Annotated in this window: 19 protein-coding genes; 13 read left to right on the forward strand and 6 right to left on the reverse strand. The window is 58.8% G+C overall.

Annotated elements, in window-relative coordinates:
- Positions 1-355 precede the first annotated feature (355 nt).
- Both BLW21_RS16605 and BLW21_RS16610 read right to left on the reverse strand, forming a co-directional pair.
- Positions 356-871, reverse strand: a complete 516-nt coding sequence (locus BLW21_RS16605; protein ID WP_175471015.1) for a hypothetical protein — start codon at positions 869-871, stop codon at positions 356-358.
- 226 nt (positions 872-1,097) lie between these two features.
- Positions 1,098-1,964 (reverse strand): S24 family peptidase, encoded by an 867-nt coding sequence (locus tag BLW21_RS16610; RefSeq protein WP_092742082.1) that lies wholly within the window; start codon positions 1,962-1,964, stop codon positions 1,098-1,100.
- A gap of 108 nt (positions 1,965-2,072) precedes the next feature.
- On the opposite strand from BLW21_RS16610, the gene BLW21_RS16615 reads away from it, so the two are divergent.
- The 13 genes from BLW21_RS16615 (at position 2,073) to BLW21_RS16670 (ending at position 11,679) form a co-directional block, all read left to right on the forward strand.
- Positions 2,073-2,330 (forward strand): hypothetical protein, encoded by a 258-nt coding sequence (locus tag BLW21_RS16615; RefSeq protein WP_139255264.1) that lies wholly within the window; start codon positions 2,073-2,075, stop codon positions 2,328-2,330.
- A 116-nt stretch (positions 2,331-2,446) separates the two neighbouring features.
- A complete protein-coding gene (locus BLW21_RS16620) occupies positions 2,447-2,668 on the forward strand; it encodes a helix-turn-helix domain-containing protein (RefSeq protein ID WP_245711935.1) in 222 nt (73 codons plus the stop codon).
- Between the two features lie 65 nt (positions 2,669-2,733).
- Complete coding sequence (locus tag BLW21_RS16625; protein ID WP_092742088.1) at positions 2,734-3,036, forward strand: DNA-binding protein; 303 nt, start codon at positions 2,734-2,736, stop codon at positions 3,034-3,036.
- Positions 3,037-3,065: 29 nt separating this feature from the next.
- Complete coding sequence (locus tag BLW21_RS16630) at positions 3,066-3,680, forward strand: hypothetical protein (protein ID WP_092742090.1); 615 nt, start codon at positions 3,066-3,068, stop codon at positions 3,678-3,680.
- A complete protein-coding gene (locus tag BLW21_RS16635; RefSeq protein ID WP_092742092.1) occupies positions 3,677-4,828 on the forward strand; it encodes a hypothetical protein in 1,152 nt (383 codons plus the stop codon). The genes BLW21_RS16630 and BLW21_RS16635 overlap by 4 nt, the downstream gene beginning before the upstream one ends.
- On the forward strand, positions 4,821-5,015 hold the full coding sequence (locus tag BLW21_RS21885; protein WP_245711936.1) for a hypothetical protein: 195 nt from the start codon (positions 4,821-4,823) through the stop codon (positions 5,013-5,015). Before BLW21_RS16635 ends, BLW21_RS21885 begins: the two co-directional genes overlap by 8 nt.
- Positions 5,012-5,569 (forward strand): hypothetical protein, encoded by a 558-nt coding sequence (locus BLW21_RS16640; protein ID WP_245711937.1) that lies wholly within the window; start codon positions 5,012-5,014, stop codon positions 5,567-5,569. The genes BLW21_RS21885 and BLW21_RS16640 overlap by 4 nt, the downstream gene beginning before the upstream one ends.
- A 541-nt stretch (positions 5,570-6,110) precedes the next feature.
- Entirely contained in the window at positions 6,111-6,596 is a 486-nt protein-coding gene (locus BLW21_RS16645) for a T9SS type A sorting domain-containing protein (protein WP_092742094.1), read from the forward strand.
- A gap of 5 nt (positions 6,597-6,601) precedes the next feature.
- On the forward strand, positions 6,602-7,609 hold the full coding sequence (locus tag BLW21_RS16650) for a hypothetical protein (protein WP_092742096.1): 1,008 nt from the start codon (positions 6,602-6,604) through the stop codon (positions 7,607-7,609).
- Positions 7,610-7,746: 137 nt separating this feature from the next.
- Positions 7,747-7,932, forward strand: coding sequence for a T9SS type A sorting domain-containing protein (locus BLW21_RS16655; RefSeq protein WP_175471016.1), 186 nt, complete (start codon positions 7,747-7,749; stop codon positions 7,930-7,932).
- A gap of 5 nt (positions 7,933-7,937) precedes the next feature.
- Positions 7,938-8,903: an Lcl C-terminal domain-containing protein gene (locus tag BLW21_RS16660; protein ID WP_092742100.1), complete on the forward strand. Its 966-nt coding sequence runs from the start codon at positions 7,938-7,940 to the stop codon at positions 8,901-8,903.
- A 421-nt stretch (positions 8,904-9,324) separates the two neighbouring features.
- Positions 9,325-9,756 (forward strand): hypothetical protein, encoded by a 432-nt coding sequence (locus BLW21_RS16665; RefSeq protein WP_092742102.1) that lies wholly within the window; start codon positions 9,325-9,327, stop codon positions 9,754-9,756.
- A 117-nt stretch (positions 9,757-9,873) separates the two neighbouring features.
- Positions 9,874-11,679, forward strand: a complete 1,806-nt coding sequence (locus tag BLW21_RS16670) for a DUF5723 family protein (protein ID WP_139255265.1) — start codon at positions 9,874-9,876, stop codon at positions 11,677-11,679.
- A gap of 36 nt (positions 11,680-11,715) precedes the next feature.
- On the opposite strand, the gene BLW21_RS16675 is transcribed toward BLW21_RS16670, so the two are convergent.
- The 4 genes from BLW21_RS16675 to BLW21_RS16690 form a co-directional block, all read right to left on the reverse strand.
- A complete protein-coding gene (locus tag BLW21_RS16675) occupies positions 11,716-13,179 on the reverse strand; it encodes a type I restriction-modification system subunit M (RefSeq protein WP_092742106.1) in 1,464 nt (487 codons plus the stop codon).
- Positions 13,180-13,418: 239 nt separating this feature from the next.
- Entirely contained in the window at positions 13,419-15,071 is a 1,653-nt protein-coding gene (locus tag BLW21_RS16680) for an ATP-binding protein (RefSeq protein ID WP_092742108.1), read from the reverse strand.
- Positions 15,072-15,083: 12 nt separating this feature from the next.
- Positions 15,084-16,676 carry a restriction endonuclease subunit S gene (locus BLW21_RS16685; protein ID WP_217633882.1) on the reverse strand — a complete coding sequence of 531 codons (1,593 nt, stop codon included), beginning with the start codon at positions 16,674-16,676 and terminating at the stop codon, positions 15,084-15,086.
- A 100-nt stretch (positions 16,677-16,776) separates the two neighbouring features.
- On the reverse strand, positions 16,777-18,306 hold the full coding sequence (locus BLW21_RS16690) for an AAA family ATPase (RefSeq protein ID WP_092742112.1): 1,530 nt from the start codon (positions 18,304-18,306) through the stop codon (positions 16,777-16,779).
- Between the last annotated feature and the right edge of the window lie 30 nt (positions 18,307-18,336).

Genomic DNA, 18,336 nt, shown 5'->3' on the forward strand with positions numbered 1-18,336 from the left:
AGAAGGTCGGGCTCTCTCAGAATCATGGGTTTCAAGCTATACCAACCGTCCGGCCAGGCATCCGCAACCGGCACCTCGTTGCGCACCACGTGCAGCTGCAGGTACGTCTGCCCGGGCTGTTCCGGTTACCGTAAACCCACTGATTGGCTCTGAGGATTGGTAAGGGCAGACAAGGCCGCGGCCACCAAGCGTAGCCCCCGGTAGCTTAAAGCCGGGCGTCGAGAATATAGGACGTATCCTGCTGTAGCATCGAGAGGCTGTTAAACTGGCTCGTGGGCTTGTCGGATGTATAGGCCGTGCCCGCCAGGTTAAATCCGTAAATAATGCCAATCCGGCTCTTAAACGTGGCAGTGGTTCACCGCGTCAGCGTCAGGTAGTGCAGCAGCGCGTCGTGTTCCACCAGCGAGTACGATTCGAGCAGCAGCGGCCGGCGCCGGTGCTGCTCGAAGTCGCGCAGCCAGTTGCCTACCACCAGGTAGTGGCGCAGCGTGTCGCGCATGTACCCGCGCCCGCGCAGCACCTCCCGAAAGTCATTCATCAGCACCATCAGGTTGTGCTCGCGCACCACAGGCGCCGCCGCCGGGGCTAGCGCCGCCTTCAGACTGGCCGGGGTGGGCGTAAGGCCATCCGCCCGCTGCCGGCGGTGGGCTTCCGTCAACCGGGGCGCCAGCGCCGCCAGCAGCTCATTGGCTTCCTGGTAGCCAGGGTAGGAGCGGCGGAACTGCTGGCGCCGGTCGCCCCACTGCGCCGGCAGACATTTTTCGCCCGTACTCAGGCGCAGGCGTTTCTGGTTAAAGTGAGCCACCGGGTAGATGACGGCACTCCCTTCCTCATTGGTGTTCTCGGTTTGGTGCTGGAATTGAATGGTCATAAGAAGTGAATTTACTGGGACGTGCAGCAGGGATTACAGCGACTTATAGCGGGATTAGACCGAACGCAAAAAACCCGGAAACATGCCTTCGCGGTGCGAGAAGCAAGTTTCCGGGCGTTCCGGGTGTGCAAGCATGAGCCTCCTGTCGGGGCTCATTGCACGGCGCGGAACGCCAGGCAAGTATCTGCTTTACAGCCGGTTACAGCTATGTAGCCGGCTGTTCATTTTATAGGGTAGCGTCAGAGGTAGCATCTTCGTCCAGATGCCGCTGCACCTTGCTGCGGTCAATGCCCAGCGCGTCGATAATATTCCATAGCCGCTCAACCGTCAGGTCCGGCGCGCTCGGGATATAGCGCGACACATACCCGCGCACCCGCCACAACTGGCGGATATCGGCCACGTCCATATCGTAGGCCGTGCGGTGCGGATTGTCTGAGAACAGCATCACTTCCTTCGTCCCGCTGGTGATGCGCTGCTTGATGCGTTTGAGCATCACGCTCTCATCCGTCACGACCACGTACACCTCACCCAGTTCCAGCAGCCGCGGGTTTTCCACCCACGACACCAGCACCACGTCGGCGTGGCGAATGGTGGGCTCCATGGAATCGCCCGCCACCTCGAAGGCCCGGAACGTGCCGTGCTCAAAGCCCGGAATCCGGTACTTGGGCAGGTCCTCCAAGTACACTGCCTCGTTGTGCTGGAGCGAGTAGCCCGCCTGGGCCAGAATAGGCACCAGCTCAATATTAGGCTTTCCGTCCAGGCCCATGGTCAGCGTCAGCACCTGGGTATTGTCGCCCGTTGGCCCGACCGCCGGCTTGGCAACCTGGGCCCGCTGCATTTCTCCCTTGCCCATTAGCAGCCAGTCGGGCGACACTTCCGGAAACTCAGACAGGATATCGACCAGCGTTTCGTAGGAGGGACGCACGTCGCCGGAAAGCACCTTGTAGAGCTTGCTGGTGCGCGTGTAGCCCATGCGCTGGTTGGCCTCATAGGTAGTGATACCGTGATGCTCAAAGAGTTGCTTGATGCGCGCACCCGTGTCTCCATCCACGCCGGCCGGAAGTTTTTTCTTCTGATTCTCAGTCGTTTCCATTATTGTGCGCCTTTATTGCTACACATTTCGCGGAATAATTACCGCTTTATGTGATAATTACGATAGTAATGTATACAAATGTACTAAACGCGTAAGATAATGGAAAACATGCCGAATTCTTTTTCAGAAACGCCCACCCTCCAGGGCCTGATAAGGTCGCTGGGCAACAAGACCGATATCGTCGGCAAGGCCCAGCAGATTCTGGTCGATCAGGGCCACACCTTTGCCCGCAGCACCATCTACAGCACCATTCAGCGCAACGGCGCCAATAACGCCGTCATCGAGGCCGCGCTGCTGGATGCCGTGGCGGCCGAGAAAAAACAGCGGGCCGACCTTGATGCCCGCCGTCAGGCTTTAAGCGAATAGCCATACAAGCCGTCATCATCATTCCCGAAACGGAGTGGCGGCAGCACCTGGCCCGCCTCGACAAGCTCGAAAAGGCCGAAGCCGCCCGCCAGGCCCCACCGTCGCCGCCCGACGAAGTGCTGACCACCGCCCAGGCCTCCGTCTACATCGGCCTGTCGGTTGATGCCCTGCTGCGGGCCCGCCGCGCCGGCCGCCTGCAGGGCGTGCGCCTCAACGAGAAGGATTGGGGCTTCCGCCGCTCCGTGCTCGATGCCTACCCGCGCCGCTACCACCGCCTGATGGTACCGGCCGGCCCTGCCCGCCACCCGCCCCCCGTGGCCAGCCGCGAGGCGGCCTGAGCCCAGGCGCTTGCCTGCCCCCTGAACGTTAGCCGGAGATGGTTTCACCTTTCATCCCCATCTCCATGCAAACGGTTCTGCTCATCTCCGAATCCGAGTGGCTGGCACTGCGTGCCGAAGTAGCGCAGCTGGCCCAACAGGTTACCCAACTCCTGCAGCCGGCTCCGGCCGCGCCCGACCGAATCCTGCCCACCGAGCAGGCCGCCGCCTATATCGGGTTGTGCGCCGAATCGCTCCGGCGCGCCCGGCGCGTGGGCCGCATTCAGGGCGTGCGCCTTAACGAGAAGGATTGGGGTTACCGCCGCTCCGTACTCGACGCCTATCCGCTGCGCTACCACCGTCCGTCCCCTTTCAACTATTCCATTTAGTCCACCCCGGCCCTCAATTCCCTTATCCCATGCCCACTCCCCACCACGCGCTGGTCGGCCCGGCCGCCTACGAGCCCGCCCCGCGCTCCATTCTACGCATCCAAAAAGCACGCGTCAAGCACCAGCAGCTGCAGTGCGAATTCACCGAACAGCGTACCGACCAAGCCCCGACCCGCATCTTCGCCCTGACCTGCCAGGAGCTCGTGCACCCCGACCTGCTCGCCCGCTTGGCCCAGCTCGTGCCCCACCTGTGTTTGCTCTGCGAGCAGCTGCGCGAAACGCCCGACTTCTGGCCCGACGACGACACCAGCCCACTGCCCGACCACCTCGCGCCCTTCACTGTCACCGGCTTCACCCTCGGTGGCGGTGGGAGCGGGGTTACGCTCCTCGGCCAGCGCCAGCTCGCCGGCGGCAAGCTGCTCAACCTGACCAGCCCCTACGTGGCCTTCGACCAGGAGCTCGAGCCCTACGCCTACGCCGGCCTGCTCGAAACGGCCGTCCAGGCCGCTGTGGCCGAAGTGGAGGAGGCCCTGCGCGGCAAGTGCACTGCCGACAGCCAACTCGACCTGTTCGAGCCCGCCGCCGGCTTCACGGCCATCGACGAGCCCTTTGTTCCGCTGATTCCTATGCCGGCGCATGCATGAACTACGTGGCCCACACCCGCGCCGCCCACGAGCACCTGAGCCGCCAGGCTCAGGCCCGGCCCCACCATGTCAGTCTGTATTGGGCCCTGTTCTTCGATTGGAATGCCGCCCGCTTCCCGGCCAGCCTCGACCTGTACCACCCCGCCACCATGCGCGCTGCGCGCATCGGCAACGAGCGCACCTACCGCGCTGCCCTTTACGACCTCGACACCTGGAAGCTGCTGGCCTACCAGCCCAGCCAGTCGCGCTACGGCCGCAGCCGCTGCTTCCTCACCGACCTATCCCAGTCGTTGCCCGCCATCGCCGGCACTTCTGCCCCCGATGAACCTGTCGCACCAGCGGCACTTGTGCCCCCGATGCCCCCCGGCACCACGGGCACAAGTGCCCCCGATGAAGCCCTGCCATCGGAGGCAGAATTGCCCCCCATAAACCCGTCCACCGGGGGCACAAGTGCCCGCCATGAAAAAGGCGCATCGGGGGCAGTTCTGCCCCAAGCACTTCAGGCACAAGTGCCCCCGATGCTGCCTTCATCGGGGGCACTTGTGCCCGAAGACACCTTATATAGTAAAACAAAAGGTTTAAACAGTGTAGTAGTAAACGGGAGTGGTGGTGGCGCAAAAAAAAAATTAGAAGTGCTCGAAGGCGAAGGGCTTTCAAGTGCGGAATTGCTCGACGAGCCCAACCCACCAAACGGCGCAGACCAGGCCCAGACGGCAGCCCCCAAAAAGACGCCGCGAATAGAGCGGGGCGCGCGAAAGAAAAAGGGGGTAGGAGGGGCCACCACCCGGGACGCCGCCCAAGCCCAGACAGCCGCCGCCAACCCGCCCCCCAAACGCGGCCAGCCCCACCGCCCCGAAGTCCCCTTCGCCGAGTCCGCGCTGGCCAGCTACGAGAACTTTGCCGCCGCCTTCGCAGGCACCGATTACGAACTGGCCGACCTGCGCTTCTACCACGCCCAGGTTGCCAACTGGCGCAAGAACGGCGAGCCGCCCCGCCGCCGCGACTGGAAAGCAACCGCCACCCAATTCATGCTCAACGATGCGCACGATAACCGTCTCAAGCTCGCCCCCAACCCGCACGCCAACAATACCGCTGGCCCCGGAACACTCTTTGCTCGCACTGGCTTCCGCTCCAAGTACGATGCGTGAGCTGGCCGCCACGCCCAACCCCGAGGCCCGCGCCCTGCTGGCCGAGCTGTTGGTGGGCCTCACGATGGCCCAGGCCGCCGCCGCGCCCAAGCTGTTCCAGCTGCGCCGCCAGCTCGGCGAAACCGTGCTCGTCAAGCTGCTCATCATCATCCTATCCTGCGCGCCTTCCTCGACTCGCTGCGCGTGACAGACAAGCCCGACGCGGCCGACGTCCTCGAACTGGCCGACACGCTCACCCACACCTACACCCACGAGAGCGTCAAAGACATCATCCTGGCCCTGAAAGAAGCCCGCACCCGCGGCCACAAGTTCTTCGCCTCGCTCGACGTCTCGCGCATCTACGCCCTGTTAGCCGAGTACTTCCAGCGCAAAGCCACCTACCTCGAGACCCAGCACCTCGACCGCAAAGCCCAGTCTGCCGGCGAGGCCACCGCCACGCTCACCCAGCTCCAGCAAGCCGCCCCCCAGCTGGTGGCCTCCATCGGCCGCCGCATCCCGCCCGACCACCCCAACGCCGAGCACCTGCGCCAGCGCCTCACCCTCATCAACCAGCGCCAAAAGCACGGCCTGCTCCCCGCCGCCGAAGCTGAGCAGCAGCGCCACCAGCTGCAACTGCTCACCCAGCGCAACCCCCGTCCCGACTGGCAACCCAGCCCCGAGGCCCAAAAGGAGATTGACCGCCGCCACCGCGCCGAAGACAGCCACCTTGCCGACCGCTACCGCCCTGACTCCGCCGCCTGACCGTTATATTCATGCCTTAAGTTGCTTATTATAAGAATATTGTATTTGTGAGAATATGATTGAATCAGCAGTAGGATTAGGATAGAGTCAAAATATCAGCGGACTCTACTACGCGTCAGCAAGTGTGGGCCTTCCCATACGCCCTGTCGCAGCAAATCTCAGGTTTTGCTAGCCGGCACGTGCTAACCATTCTATGCTAAAGAACTCACCGTAGCCGCCGCAAGGTCACTTGTATCGGCCAAAATGCCGTGCCCGTGCTAATCCATTAGTTTCTGCTCCTTACTCAGAAGCTGCCGGAGTACTGTGCCAAGGAAAGAGTAAGGAAGGACCATTGGCCAAAAATACCTACTTCCAGGTATTGCGGAGTAGTTGGCAAAGAATAACCTTTGCAATAAATAATAGGATTTATTCACTGGAGTTGGCCCTTCATTTTGTGCATTTCAATTAATGGCTGAATCATCCTCGGCAATGCCCGCAGGGAGCCAAGAACAGTAATAGCCACCGTGGCCTACGCATACTTCCACTTCAAAGACTGCTGCTCATGATTTTCCACTACTTGTTACTCATCGGTGGGCTGGTGGTTGTAAGCGCCGGCGCGACGCCGGCCTGCGCCCAATCGGGGATTATCAGTGCGGGAGGCTCCGCTAGCAGTCCGGCAGGGTCGGTCAGCTACTCGGTGGGGCAACTCACTACCGCAGAGGGCCGGAGTCCGGCCGGTACCAGCAGCCCCGGCAATCAGCAGCCGCTGGAAATTTATGTTGTCACGGCTACCCACGGAGCCCAACTGAAGGTTGCGGCCCTGGTATATCCTAACCCCACGACTGACGGCCTAACGCTGCTTCTGGACGGCAAGTACGCGGGGCTGAGCTGGTATCTGCAGGATGCGAGTGGCCGGCCGCTGCAAAGCAAGCGGGTGCAGGCGGCCCAGACCAACATTTCCCTGCAGGGCTTGTCGGCTGGCATGTACCTGCTCAGCGTGCGGGGGAAAGACCAGCAAGTCAAGACGTTCAAACTCATCAAACACTGAGCGGTATGAAACACTTTTTCGCTCTTTTGACCCTGCTGCTATTAGCACTGCAGTCCCGGGCACAGGCGCCGTCGCAGTTCAGCTATCAGGCGGTCATTCGCGATGATCGGAACCGGGTTGTAGACCGGCGGGAGGTGGCCATCAAGGTCAGCATCCTGCAAGGCTCCGAGACGGGCATGCCCGTGTACGAGGAAACGCACAGGCCCACCACCAACGAAAACGGCTTGGTTACGCTAGCCATTGGCGGGGGCACGGTGGTGAGCGGCGTCTTCACCAAAATTGAGTGGCCGGAGGATTCTTTCTTTCTGAAAACGGAGATTGACCCGAATGGCAACGGCAACCCCAGCAGCAATGTCATCAGGGCCACCAGCCGACTGCTTACGGTGCCCTACGCCATTTACGCCCAGCGTTCCGACTCCAGCCGTTACGCCCAGCGTTCCGACTCCACCCGATTCGCGACCTATGCCGACGCGGTAAGAGGGCACCAGATTGGCGATTTGTATGGCGGCGGCATCATCTTTTCGCTGTGGCGCGACCAGAAAGGCGTGCAACATGGCCTGATAGCTTCGCTAAAGGACGTGGGCATCCGAACATGGGCCACTCCGCAGATTCAAACCTTACGCGCTGCCGAGAGCCACGTAGACGGCGCGGCCAACACAAAGGCCATCATCGCCCAGGCGGGCGCCAATTCTGCGGCGGGCGTTGCGGCAGCCTACGCTGGGGGCATGGTCAGGGATTGGTACTTGCCCTCCAGTCTCGAATTGCGGCTGCTCTACGACCAATCGGTAGCTATTAACGCCATCCTGGAGAGGGACAACGACCCGCTCACCACGGGGTTGATGTACGAAGCGTACTGGAGTTCGACCATAGCAGAAGACGAGATAACCAGCGGCGGCCGCATCGAAACGAACGCGTTTCGGTTACGCACAATCGACAACGAAGAATTTCCTGCTGTCAAGCCCGCCGGCCAAGACGACAACGACGTCGCCGTTCGAGCCATTAGGCGTTTTTAACCCCGCGTGGAAGGTCTCGGCACGGTGCGTTTAGCCGTGACTCTGGTCGGTTGGGTCCGGACGTTGTGCCACGTGATGAGGAGCGTTGGATACCAGAAGTAAAGATTCAAAGGGTGCAGCATGGCCTAACGCTGCTTTTGGAAGGCAAGTACGCGGGGCTGAGCTGGTATCTGCAGGATGCGAGTGGCCGGCCGCTGCAAAGCAAGCGGGTGCAGGCGGCCCAGACCAACATTTCCCTGCAGGGCTTGTCGGCTGGCATGTACCTGCTCAGCGTGCGGGGGAAAGACCAGCAAGTCAAGACGTTCAAACTCATCAAACACTGAGCGGTATGAAACACTTTTTCACTCTTTTGACCCTGCTGCTAGTGGCGCTGCAGTCGCTGGCGCAGGCGCCGTCACAGTTCAGCTATCAGGCCGTTATCCGCGATAAGCTGAACAGCGTAGTTGCCAGGAAGGACGTGGCCATCAAGGTCAGCATCCTGCAAGGCTCCGAGACGGGCACGCCCGTGTACGAGGAAACGCACAGGCCCACTACCAACGATAACGGCCTGATTACGCTGATAATCGGTGGGGGCACGGTAGTAAGTGGTGTGTTCGCCAAGATTGAGTGGCCGGTGGGGCGTTTCTTCCTGAAAACGGAGATTGACCCGGATGCTAACGACAACGTCAATACGATTATCACGGCCACCAGCCGTCTGCTGTCGGTACCTTATGCCAATTACGCCCGGCGTTCTGACTCCACCCGAATCGCGACCTACGCCGAATCGGCCGGAGGGCACCAGATGGGCGATTTATATGGCGGGGGCATCATCTTTTCGCTGTGGCGCGACCAGAAAGGCGTGCAACATGGCCTGATAGCTTCGCTAAAGGACGTGGGTTCCGCCGAGTGGGCAACGCCTGACTTGGATGCTGGCACCGCTATAAGCGTCACTGATGGGCAAGCTAACACGGCTGCTATCGTAGGGCTTAGGGGACTTGGCAACGCAGCGGGACTATGCGATTCTTATGTAGTGCTGAATGGAAATCAGCCACCCTATAGTGACTGGTACCTGCCTTCAGTAGCGGAGCTAAATATGCTCTACAGTCAAGCACCACTAATTGACCTGGTACTGAAAAATGACAATAACCCTGATTCGTACGGTTTTACCGGTCCAGCATATTGGAGCTCTACCAACCTGGAAAAGAGAGATGGTCGCGCATTGGTTCTGTTCTATACTGCTGACAGTGGCCCTCCAGAATTTGCGGATAAGGGGCATTCATTTGTAATTAAAGTACGGGCCATCCGCCGTTTCTAGCCGTGCATCAGGAAATCGTGAGGCAACACGGGCAAAGGAGGCCAGATACCAGCTTCCTCAACCTACCAATGCTCCCAACAAATAAAGCCGGCCGGCAAATCAGTAGAATACCGCCTCTCTTGTAGGCCACTGGTGCCGAGTAGAGATGTTCAGGCTTCGCGGGCTCCTCTGAAACCAGAAGCTCCGGCGCCTTGCTGCAATTCAGCTCCCGCATGCCTTTGGCCGGTAATGCCGGGCGATTCTTACCCGCATGCCTCTGCTATGAAACCGCGCTTTCCCTTCTGAAAGGGCGCTTGCCAGACGACCACTGGAATAGCTTCAATCAACTTAGGAGCCATGCTGAGGCCAGGCTGGCGCGACTACGCCAGGGCCATTGTCATGCCCGGTGTAGTTGATTTCACATCCCCTTTTCTCTCCCAACATGAAACCAACGCTACTACTCCGTCTGGCGGCTATTGCCCTGCTGGGAGCCTGTACCAAGCAGGATACCCCACCAGACGACCGCAACTTGCTTATTGGCAAGGATTGGATGCGCAGCGGCGGCACGATAACCAGCAACGGTACCGTGAAGGATGTGTATGCTGATCTGAGCCCCTGTGACCAGGATGATTTTCTGCGTTTTGAGGAAGCCGACCGGCTGCTTTATGACGAAGGGCTCTCGCGCTGCAATCCGGCCACGCCCCAGACTTTAGAGGGAACCTGGTTTCTGGCAGAAGAAGGCCGGTTGCTGAACATTGATATCGGCAGTGGCCTGCGGGGAGAGCGGCAGATAACGGAGCTAACCGAAAGCAGGCTCTCCCTCAGCTATACCAGTGCTGGTAAGCTGTATGTCCTATCCTTCACCAGGCGCTAAGCTGCGGCGGAACTACGCGGCGGCCGGCTGGTCCGGCCGCGCCCGCTAACGAGCTTTTGATAGGGACCATATAATGCCAGATCACGAGCACTTATGCCATCTCTAAACCCCTGCCGCATGAAATCACGCTACCTCTGCAGTTTGCTACTGGCTGCTACAGCTGGCCAAACAATGGCCCAGCAGTTATTTAACCCTGGCCACGGCAATTTTTCCGGCCTGACCGGCACGGCCTGGAATCCGGCTACCGTGGCCGATAACCGCTACCGGTTCCAGGTGCAGTTGCTGGCCGTCGATTTCCATGGTACCAACACCGCTTACCGCTACTCCGGGCCCGGCAGTGTACTTTCGCCCGGCTCCATCGATTTTTCCAGTGCCAATCTGCAAGGCAATTCGGATAGCAGCCGGCCGAAGCTCTTCAGCACGGGAATTGCCGTGCGGGGACCGGGCATGCTGCTTAGCCTGGGGCCAAAGCAGGGGCTAGCGCTGAGCACCCGGGTGAGAACGGCCCTGCAGGGCAATAACATCGCCGGTGATTTTCTGCAGGCGGCAGTGGATGAATTCGAACTGCCCAACCGATTGAAGGATAATTCCTTCAACCTGAACCTGAATGGATTTGCCGAGTGGGATGCCACCTACGGCCGGGTGCTCCTTGATAAGGAGCAGCACTTTCTTAAAGGCGGCGTAACGGTTAAACTGCTAAGAGGCATCGGTTCTGCCCACCTGCAGGCAAGGAACGCGGATATCGAAGTGGTGCCGGAAGCGGCCCAGATCGGTGATACCATCGTTCGGCTCAACTCGTACACGGGCTCGTTTGCCTACTCCAATCCCAACGCTTTCACCGATATAGATGTGCAGAAGGCCGCCAAGTGGCTCACTTCGGGTGGTTCCCCCGGTTCCGGCTGGGGTGCCGACCTAGGGGTGGTCTACGAATACCGCCCCGACGCCGGGCAGTCGGGCGGCCTGGGTATGCAGGGCAGTGGGGGCGCTGATCGGGGACGAAATAAGTATAAGTACCGGCTTTCGGTCGCCGTAACCGACATCGGCTCGATTCTCTACCGCGAACAGGCCGTGGCCTTCCAGAACATAAACCTACGTAACGTAGGGGTGAGCGAATCTGACCTCAGCGGCCTTGATGCAGATAACCTAGACACTAAAATCAATCATATTCTGCGCACGCAAAAGTTCGACCGCGAAAATCGGTTTAGAGCAGGACTACCTACGGCTCTGAATATAGATGTTGACTATAAGCTAAAGGGCGTATTGTACGCAAACGTAGCCGTAAGCCACGGGCTGCGCACCCGCTTTGCGCCGGGCATGCGGCACTTTTCATACGCGGCATTCACCCCCCGGATGGAAACCCGCTGGCTGGAGCTGGCTACCCCCATATCGTTGAGCAATAACTACCAGACGCTGGCCTACGGAGCCATGGTGCGCTTTGGCCCCCTGGTGGTCGGCTCAAATAACATAGCCGCCCTGTTTGAATCCAGTGAGCCTTACGGGGCCAATGTATACGCCGAACTCTCGCTCTTGGCCTGGGCCCATTCAAAACGCAAAAACAAAGCCGCGAAGGGAAAGAAGACGTCGGCGCCTACTACTGTACCCACTTCCGACCCCACACTTTCCCCCGACCCCACACTTTCCCCCGAACCCACGCCCGCGCCTGTGCCTACGCCCGAGCCCACGCCCACGTCCACGTCCGAGCCTGTACCGACGCCCGAGCCCACGCCCACGTCCGAGCCTGTACCGACGCCTGAACCTATACCGACGCCTGAGCCCACGCCTGAACCCGCGCCGACGTCCGCGCCCATACCCACGTCCGAGCCCATACCCACTCCCGAACCCACACCCAAGCCCACGTCCGTACCGACGCCGACGCCTGAACCTACTTCCGCGCCAACGGCATCGCCCGAGCCTGTTAAGTAAGACTCACCCACTGGCGTTTGCAGTATCAGCCCTCAGTTACTCCACCTCCTCCAGCTCCTCGGCAATACTGCCGAACTCGGCCAGCGCGGCCCGCAGGTTCTCGGCTATTTCCTGGGCCAGCACGTCGGGGGCAGGCAGCGAGGCGCTGTCCTCCAACGTGTCATCCTTCAGCCAGAAGATATCCAGATTCACCTTGTCGCGGGCCAGCAGCTCCTCCAGCCCGAAGGGGCGGAACTGCTCCGTTTCCTGCCGCTGGCCCCGCTCGCCGGGCTGGCCGTAGCACTGCACAAAGTCCTGCAGGTGCGCGTCGCTCAGGGGGCGGGTCTTCAGCGTGAAGTGCTGGTTGGTGCGCAAATCGTACACCCACAGCTTGCTGGTGCGGGCGGTTTCGCCGCTGGTTTTCTTGTCGAAGAACAGCACGTTGGCCTTCACGCCCTGGGCGTAGAAAATGCCCGTGGGCAGGCGTAGCAGCGTGTGCACGTCGCAGTCCTGGAGCAGCTTGCGGCGGATGGTTTCGCCCGCCCCGCCCTCAAACAGCACGTTGTCGGGCAGCACCACGGCCGCCGTGCCGTTCACCTTCAGAATGGTGTAGATGTGCTGCAAAAAGTTGAGCTGCTTGTTGCTGGTCGTGGCCACGAAATCGGGCCGCTCGTAGCTGAGCGTGTCCTTGCCGGCCTGGCCTTCCTCGCTCATCACCGTGATGCTGCTTTTCTTGCCGAAGGGCGGGTTGGCCAGAATCAGGTCGTAGCGCGTGCCCGGGTCGCCGATCAGCGAATCCTGGTTGCGCACCGGGCTTTCCAGCCCGCCAATGCCGTGCAGGTACAGGTTCATGGCCGCCAGCCGCACCACCGAGTCCACGATGTCGAAGCCGTGGAAGGTGCCGTCGCGCAGGAAACGCAGCTCGTCCTCGTCCAGCTCCGCGCTGTAGCGCTCCACCAGGTAGTCGCGGGCTACCAGCAGGAAGCCGGCCGTGCCGCAGGCCGGGTCGCAGATGGTCTGGCCGGGCTTTGGCGCCACGGCATCCACAATGGCCTGAATCAGGGGGCGGGGCGTGAAGTACTGGCCGGCGCCGCCCTTCACGTCTTCGGCGTTGCGCTGCAGCAGGCCCTCGTAAATCTCGCCCTTTACATCGAAGCCCATGCCCGACCAGTTCTCCCGGTCAATCAGCACCAGCAGGTGCTTGAGCCGGGCCGGGTTCTGGATCTTGTTCTGGGCTTTCTTGAAGATCACGCCCAGCATCCCCGGCTCCTTGGCCAGGTCGGTGAGGATGTGACGGTACTGGGTTTCCAGCGCGTCGCCTTCCAACTCCCGCAGGCTGGCCCAGCTCAGGGCTTCCGGCACGGTGGGCGCGTTGGGGGCGCCGGCCTGCTCGTCGGCCATCTTTAGAAACAGCAGATAGGTAATCTGCTCCACGTAGTCGCCATAGCCTACGCCGTCGTCGCGCAGCACGGTAGCATAGTTCCAGACGCGCTGGACGAGGGCCTGAGCAGTGGTATTCAAAGTAGGTTGAGCCATGTTGGTTGATGGGGAGATGGAAGAGGAAGAAGGTAAAAACCGGGTCATGCTGAAAAAGAACCTGTCATGCTGAGCTTGTCGAAGCATCTCTGCTGCTTCACTGCATCCGGCTTCATTCGTAATCGTTCGTAATCGTTCGTAATGGATAAAAACCGCCAAAATTACCCGGAAAGGCCGGAAAAAGCGGGAAGCCGGCCAGCTATTCATTCGTCATGCGAATGAATTCATTCGTTTATTTGGCTAATAGAATAGCGCCGCTGCTGGCGCCCGCCGCTGGCCAACAGCTCCCCGCTTTTTACCAGCGCGTACACGGCCCGCTGTACGGTACTGGTTGCCGTGTCTGAGCCAACCCGCCCCACAATGTCGGCCAGGGCCGACTGCGGGTGGCTGCGCACGTCTTCCAGAATCCGGGCGCGTAGCAGTACCGGGTCCAGGGGGCGGAGCGTGGGGCGCTCATCCAGCCGGGCCGCCTGGTACAGCGTGGGGCTTAGGGCGTAGTAGGTGCCCTTGGTAGCGCCCTGCGTCAGCACCAGCTTCTGCTCTACCAGCCGGGCCAGCCAGGGCCGCAGCCGCTCCGTCTGGGGCAGCTGCAGCCGAGCGGCCAGGGCCAGGGCGCTCAGGCGCCGGTGTTGCGCCAGCTGGCCCAGCGCAATCATTTCCTTCTGGCTGAACGTGTATTGTCCGGCCAGGTAATCGAGCAGGCGCAGGGTGGCCGCATCCGGCAGCTGCGACTGCACCGTTACGCGCAGGGACTGGCCGCTGTCATCCACTTCCGGCAGCGGCTTGGCTTCCCGGCTCAGCTGCTCATAAATCAGGTCGTAGCCCGAGCCTTCGCCTTCCATCATGCCGGTGGCCTGGAAGGTAGCCATCAGGTGGGGGTTGCGCCGCTTCTGCGCGTGCAGAATGGTGGTGGGCGTCACGCCCAGCGGCAGGCCGCCCGGGCTGGTAATCTCCAGCCGGTCAGTGTACGCGCCCACAAACACGTCGGCGGCGGTGGTGTAGAGGCGGTGGGCAAAGGCATTCACCAGCAGCTCGCGCAGCACGGCCTCGGGGTAGTTGCGCACCTGGCGGCGGGTGCTGCCCATCGGAATTTCGTGGGCGTAGCGCAGCTCCACGGCCCGCGCCAGCAGGTCGTCGAGCAGGCGCGCCGGGTTCAGGTGGTGGTCCAGCCAGATTTCCTTGCGCACCTTCCGCTCCAACTCGTCATACACCACGTACTGCACCTGCAGGCCGTAGCTGAGCCGGGCGCGCTGCGCGGGCGTGCCCAGCCACAGCACCCCCAGGTGGGTGGCCTGCCCGGTGGCCGTTAGCAGGTTGAAGTATTCCAGCAGCTCCTGGTCCGACTTGCCCAGCACAAAGGCACTGACCGTTCCGGCCGCCCGCACCCGTTCCGCGAAGAAGCGGATTTCCTCCGCCGGCAAATCGGCCAGCGTCACGTCGGGCACCACCCTGATTTCCCATTGCAGCCCCGTTTTCTCGTACACCAGCCGGTGCAGGTCTTCCCCCGTCACGGGCTGGCACTGGTCGCTGAGGCGGGCGTAGGTTTTGCCGTCGGAAGTAGTGGCCACTACGTGCAGGGAGGGCTGCACCGTCAGGCGCAGGTACTGCCCGCCGTTGGCGGCCGTCAGCAGCTCGGGAGCCGCTATGCTCACGTTCACGGCCCGGCTGCTGAGCTTTTTCACCAGCTCGTTCACCTCGCGCTGCGGTATCTGCTGCCCGGCCGGCGGGTCCTCTTCCTGGTCCTCGATGCCCACCAGCAGGCTGCCGCCCTGGGCGTTGGCCAGGCACACGCAGGTTTTGGCCAGGTCGTTGAGGTCGGGGCTCGGGCCGAATGCCTTGCGGTAGCTCTTCTTCTCGAATACGTGCGTTTCGCTCATGGGGCAGTCGGTTTAGAAGCCCAAAGTAGTTTGCGTGCCCACCGGCAGCGGTGTTTCCGCTACTTCCGCTACGGCCCCATCCGCCACCCCCTTCCGGGGCCGCCCGCGCCGCTTGCCCTCCCCGGCATCCCCGGCCACCGGGGCGGCAGCGGCTTTAGCCCGACTGGCCTTGGCTTTGGCCGGACCGGGGGCCGCCGCCTCCCGCAACCGCGCCAGCAGCTCCCCGGCCGGCTCATCCGTCGCATCCTGGGGCACCAGCCGCCCGGTAAAGGCCCGGTGCAGCAGGCTCTGGCGCAGTCGCTCGGCCCGCTTCAACTCCGCCGCCAGCGTCTGCTCAAGCGCGTCAATGGTGGAGAGCCGCCGCTCTACTTCCGCTACGATTTCGGCTTGCTCGGCCAAGGGTGGGAGTTGTACCAATGCATTAGCTAATTTCTTTAATGTTACACGTGTGATTGCTACGCCAGACATATCGTCACGCATCACATTGTAAAAGTAAGACGAGCTTAAAACAGAGTGTAAATATTTGTTGATAATCTCTTTTGAACATTTCAATAATGCCACACTTGATAACATGCTAAATGGTTCGGCAAGCATATTTATTGCAGCAATTCCAGTTGTAGCTCCGTCTTTAATATAAAGTACATCACCTAATTCAGGATTGCATCGGCTATAAATCTCATCATGAGTTTCCTTATTAACAAAAGTAAGTTTCGATAATTTTATCCCGCTTTGTTTGATATTTTTTGCGGTAATATATTTGAAATCACCTTTCTCTGTATTAATGGGAGAATGATGTGTGCCATCTGTTAATTTCAGGAGTATATTTCCCATTCTAAACCAAGACCATCCGTCAGGAAGTGGGAAAGGCTTTTCATTATCGTCAACGTCAGGAAGTTGTTTCTCTTTGCGAAGTTTCCCTGCTTTAACTAGGTGCTCTTTTTCGGCCCGGATGCGGGCCAGCAGCGCCGCCCCGGTTTCGGCGGGCGCGGGGTGGGCCGTGCGCCAGGCGCTGGTCAGCGCCCCCGTCACGGCCGCGTGCAGCACCGACTGCCGGTAGCGCTTGAGCAGCTGCTGGCTCTGGCGCACCGCCGCCACGCCCGCATCCAGCCGGCTAAACAGCTCCTCCAGCTTCGCCACAATCCGCCCCTGCTCGGCTAGGGGAGGGAGAGGGAGCGGTATTGTATTCATACTCTGCTGAGTGAGTTTCAGCCGAGTAGTACCCGTTACGTAACCGTGGTAGTCAAAACTATTCAGATAGTGAAGAAGAAACCTGTTAGTTGTTGCTGGCTTTGCTCGCAGTATGTGGGCATGGTTATTAACCCAGGATTTTCCCTGAATCAAATAGGCAACAGGTTTCGCAGGATCATAAAATGGGGCTGCATCCTCACCTAGAAGTAATAATTCTTCGTCGAAAAGAGGCTTGTCTATGTAGCCAACTTGGCCAGTAGCACCATAATAAGGCACTAGCTCCTTTTCTACTTTGCCAGCAATACGCTCGTTCCGTTCACTATTATTTATCGGCACCCGCCGGCTATCCAAATTATCCGATAATACGGGTAAAGTCGTCCACTCCCAGCCCTTCGGCAATTCCTGTTCTTCGTTCATTCGATTCATCTGGCAGGCATTGGCTTACTCATGTTAGTGGAAGGCTAGCAAAATCATTATTTCAAATTCAAATAAATATCGCGTTCAGCCTGTACAAGTCTTAACTTGACTTTGGTTTAAAATAGTTGTCTAATATCCTGCGTACCACAGCTCTGGTCCGATCAACAACTTGCTGGGCTTCTTGTGGATTCAACTCTCGCCAGCGTTTAAACACATGCTCCCCATCGGGGCCCCATTTATTAAGTTCCGCCTTCCACCACTTTTTCATTACTTCACGGTTGTCTCTTAAGTCCTGAGCACCTTGAATGTAAACGGGTTTTGTGTAGTTGATTGGGTTAGTCCAGAACTCATCGTCAGCGGGTAGGTCTTTTAAGAAATTATTGATGACGTCTTCTGGTCTGACTCTACCGGGTAGAAAAACAATTGCATTTTCTCCTGTTGCTTCCACATCTTTTCTAGAGTCCCCATCAAGCAGCATAATGCTTCGGTCAAACTCTTCAAATCCATCCTTTATAAGGGAAATATAAATAGAGCAACCAACGCTAGTAGGCTTGTAAGCAAAATCTACGTTACCGTAAATACTCTGGTCTTTGAGAATCCCTTTATAAAAAACAACTGCCTCCGCATCTTCGGAATACACGTTGATTTTAGTGGGCTTACTGGCCTGCAATACGTCATGGTTGAGTTCAGCAAGTACTGCTTTTAGGGAAGTAAACCCCTCAACTACCTTCAATGCCCCTTGGGCGCCCGACAAGCCGACAAAAGATGTTGAGTTTTTGAATGTACCTGCATGGTGGGAAGCTAAGTGATTCAGTAGGTCAGACGAGTGTGTAGTGAAAACAATTTGCAATCCTAGTTCCTGCCCTTTTTTTAGCAAGACTCCTAGTAGGTTTTTTTGAGCGGCCGGATATAGAGTCGCATCTAACTCGTCAATCAATAGCAGGCCGCCCTTATAGCTACTAGGGTCTTGTTCTTTCAGTTGTTGGAAAGAAAGTAGAGACAGAATAATGTACCCAATATTGTCTTGCCCAGCCGAGATGCCGTAGGCGTCGAATTGCGCGGTAGTGGGCACAATTGAACGCTTATTCCCTGATTCGGTTGCTGTTGGCGTAAGGGCTGTATTTGTAGCAAAAACAGTGTTATAAATAGAGTTGTATTCGGATGTTAGGGCTGGCGATAACGGATTGTCACTAATTGAAATAGTGCGTTGACTTTCTCCCGCTAATGGGATAAGACGTCTTAAACTTAAAAAAATAACTGGAAGCTTTATTTTTCCAGCTCCACGTTGCCGTCCACCTACGTCGATCCGATGTCTAACTTTCTTAGCTTCATTAGTTACCCTAAGTTCGGCTTTTCTGCTATCCTTTTCGAAATCTATCCGATACTCATATCCTCCAGAAATATCGTGCTTTTCAGATAGTTGGAATACATTAGAATATTTGGTTTCAAATGGTCCCCGAAATAGAGTGAGTGAACTTGGATCGTATTTAAATATGTGTCCAATCATTCCCAGAAGTGACGTTTTTCCCGTTCCATTACTTCCCGCAATTACTGTTAGCACTTTACCTATAGGAATATTTATTTTGCGTATGTGTCGGAAGTGTTCAATGTAGAGATTAGTAATTTTCATGAGAGCGTACTACAGTTTAAGATTGTCAAA

Source organism: Hymenobacter psychrophilus, from assembly GCF_900107135.1.
Taxonomy (GTDB): domain Bacteria; phylum Bacteroidota; class Bacteroidia; order Cytophagales; family Hymenobacteraceae; genus Hymenobacter; species Hymenobacter psychrophilus.